The following is a 2,471-nucleotide window of genomic DNA, read 5'->3' as shown; positions in this document are numbered from 1 at the left end:
TGGTAACTTTTTTAAAACCCGAAGGGAATTTTTAAAAAAAAGTTACCAACATTCCGATTACAAATCCGTATTTTTGATTCAATTAATAACCTAAAAATGGTCAACCTATTTCAGGACAAGACACAAACTTTATGGGAAAAGAATTAGACTTAGAAGAATTTTATTTACTAAATGACGAGGAAACCTTAAAAGAATATTTTTATAAGGTTTATGATAGTCTTACACATTTAAACAGTCAAGAAGAAAAACATAATTTTTGGTTAATCGTAAGTATATTTCTTTATATCATTTTTTATGACAGTTCAATAGAATCATTGTCGATTGGACCAGTAGTATTAAAAGATGTTTCAGTTACTGGAAAAATTCTCCCCGTTATAATCGCTTATATATTTTTCAATATAAGAACAATAAAGTCTCAAAAGGTTGACGTAAACTTTACGCTTAAATTTTTAGCTAAAAAAATCTTTAACCAATCTGACGAAGAGCAAATTACAAATGGCGTGGGAAATACATTTATAACTAGAGTATTTCTACCATATTCATTCTCAAATGCAACTTCTAAAATTGTTAGAGAAAAACCATCCAAAGCAGAATCAGTGATTGGCTTTCCATTGCTATTTCCACTATTTTTTATCGGACTTGTTCCCTACTTAATAATAAGCTATATGCTTTATGATTTATATGCCAACCAACGAGAAACCTGGCTCGGTGTAGGTTGCTTTTGGATAACATTGTGGATATTTCTGCTTATGATTTTTTATATAGTTTTAGAAGCTGTTAAATCACATGAAGAAATATGAACATCACATAACAGCCGTTTCTCGCAATTGCGAATTTTGGCGTAAGTTCACGTATGCGTTTCGCAAGAATTATTATCTTTAACAGAAAATATAAAGTTCCGAACTTCACAACTGACGAGAAGCGGCGAAACGTTAGCTGCCATATTCACAATCTATATCAATAGACTTATGTTTAAATTTTTAACATTATTCTTCTTTACAACTTTTTTGAGTTTTTCTCAGAAAATGGAAAGACTTGAATTTTCAATTTCTGAAATAGATAGTTTGAGTAAACAAGAAAGCTGTTTCAAAATATCTGACTATGGAGGTAAAATTCAATCCGAAAAAGAGTATTCAAATGAAAAGACAAAAACTAATGGAAGTGGTTATGGTGGATGGAAAATTCAGGCTTTTTTCAATGACAGTTTGTATTATAATAGTTTAAGTACAAACGAAAAAAGAAACTATGATGATAAAAAGACTTGCAGGTTAATAAGAGCTGATTATTCAAGTCATATTGATTTTGAAGATGGAAGTTCTGAAAAAGAAAAAGTGTTTTTTTATTTTAGTAATAGCCAACTTTTTTATATCAAATATGAACGCAACTCGGTAAATAAAAATAAAATCAAGGAATCAACTTATCATAACTTCTTTATTTTAGATATTGAAATTGAATTAGCTAACGAAAAGCCTTTACATGAATATCTTATTAACAAGAAAAATGAAATTATAAAAGTGTGGCTCGAAAGTAGATAATACGGCAGCTAACAGCAGTTTGTGATAATTGCTTGGCTTGGTATTTTCCCGAGTTTTCTCTGAAAACTCAAAAAGGAGTTTTATATTTGTAATCATCAGTAATTAATCGTCGCAACTATCACAATCTGCGGCACGTTGTATGCTAGTTTTGAAAAACCGAATCTAAAATGAAAATCAATTATTTAATCATCTTATTTACTTCAATATGCTTTTCTCAAACTAAACATTTAGGAATCTATAAAGATGTATTCGGAAATAATATTGAACTACTTGAAAATAATAAATTTAGACATACATGGCAATTTGATTTGGCTGCAAGTTGGACAATAGGAAAATGGAAAATCTCAAATGATACCTTAAAACTTGAAGTTGTAAAAGTTTACGACACTTTGAGTGTAATTCATAAAAACACAAAGATTTCAAAAGATAGTTTAGTAATTGCTGAGGATGAAATTCCAAAAAGAGTTAATGAAACTCAAAATGCTATAAAATCATTATCTTCTGGAGGACAAAATAGAGTTTTACCAAATTTACTTTTTTTAATTAGAAAGGATAAATTAATAATTATAAAAGAAAATGGAAAATTACAAACTAAAAAAATAAAGGGATATTGGAGAAAAAAATATAGAACTTGGTACGTGAAAAAAGACAATAATTAGTTAAACCAGCATACAACAGCCGTTTTGCGCTATTGCGAGAAAAGTGCAAAATTCACGTTTATCTTTCGCAAGAAGTTGTATTTTAGCAGAAAATAAGCCGTTCCGAAGCTCGCAACAGACGCAAAGCGGCGAAACGTTAGCAGCAAATCTTGAAAACCTCTCGTCCTAAAATAGGTTGACTAAAAATTAAACACTTTTAGTATCCTATGGAAACACCAAAAAAACAACCCTGTCGAAAAAATGAGTATCAAAAAGTAAGCTTTGATCTCAAACTTTC

Annotated in this window: 3 protein-coding genes; all 3 read left to right on the top strand. The window is 29.5% G+C overall.

The features are described from left to right. The first annotated feature begins 131 nt into the window (after nucleotides 1-131). The 3 genes from ACZ098_RS17135 (at nucleotide 132) to ACZ098_RS17125 (ending at nucleotide 2,194) form a co-directional block, all read left to right on the top strand. Nucleotides 132-800: a hypothetical protein gene (locus ACZ098_RS17135; protein ID WP_487312985.1), complete on the top strand. Its 669-nt coding sequence runs from the start codon at nucleotides 132-134 to the stop codon at nucleotides 798-800. 225 nt (nucleotides 801-1,025) lie between these two features. Next, entirely contained in the window at nucleotides 1,026-1,535 is a 510-nt protein-coding gene (locus ACZ098_RS17130; protein WP_487312984.1) for a hypothetical protein, read from the top strand. Nucleotides 1,536-1,702: 167 nt separating this feature from the next. Further along, nucleotides 1,703-2,194: a hypothetical protein gene (locus tag ACZ098_RS17125; RefSeq protein WP_487312983.1), complete on the top strand. Its 492-nt coding sequence runs from the start codon at nucleotides 1,703-1,705 to the stop codon at nucleotides 2,192-2,194. The last annotated feature ends 277 nt before the right edge of the window (nucleotides 2,195-2,471 follow it).

Source organism: Flavobacterium sp. SP2 (assembly GCF_057626655.1).
Note: the sequence above shows the minus strand (reverse complement) of the source record. Positions and strands in the feature narration are given on the sequence as shown.

Bases quoted from the DNA above. Each gene is read 5' to 3' on its own strand.
- ACZ098_RS17135 (WP_487312985.1), top strand. From the start codon at position 132: ATGGGAAAAGAATTAGACTTAGAAGAATTTTATTTACTAAATGACGAG.
- ACZ098_RS17130 (WP_487312984.1), top strand. From the start codon at position 1,026: ATGGAAAGACTTGAATTTTCAATTTCTGAAATAGATAGTTTGAGTAAA.
- ACZ098_RS17125 (WP_487312983.1), top strand. From the start codon at position 1,703: ATGAAAATCAATTATTTAATCATCTTATTTACTTCAATATGCTTTTCT.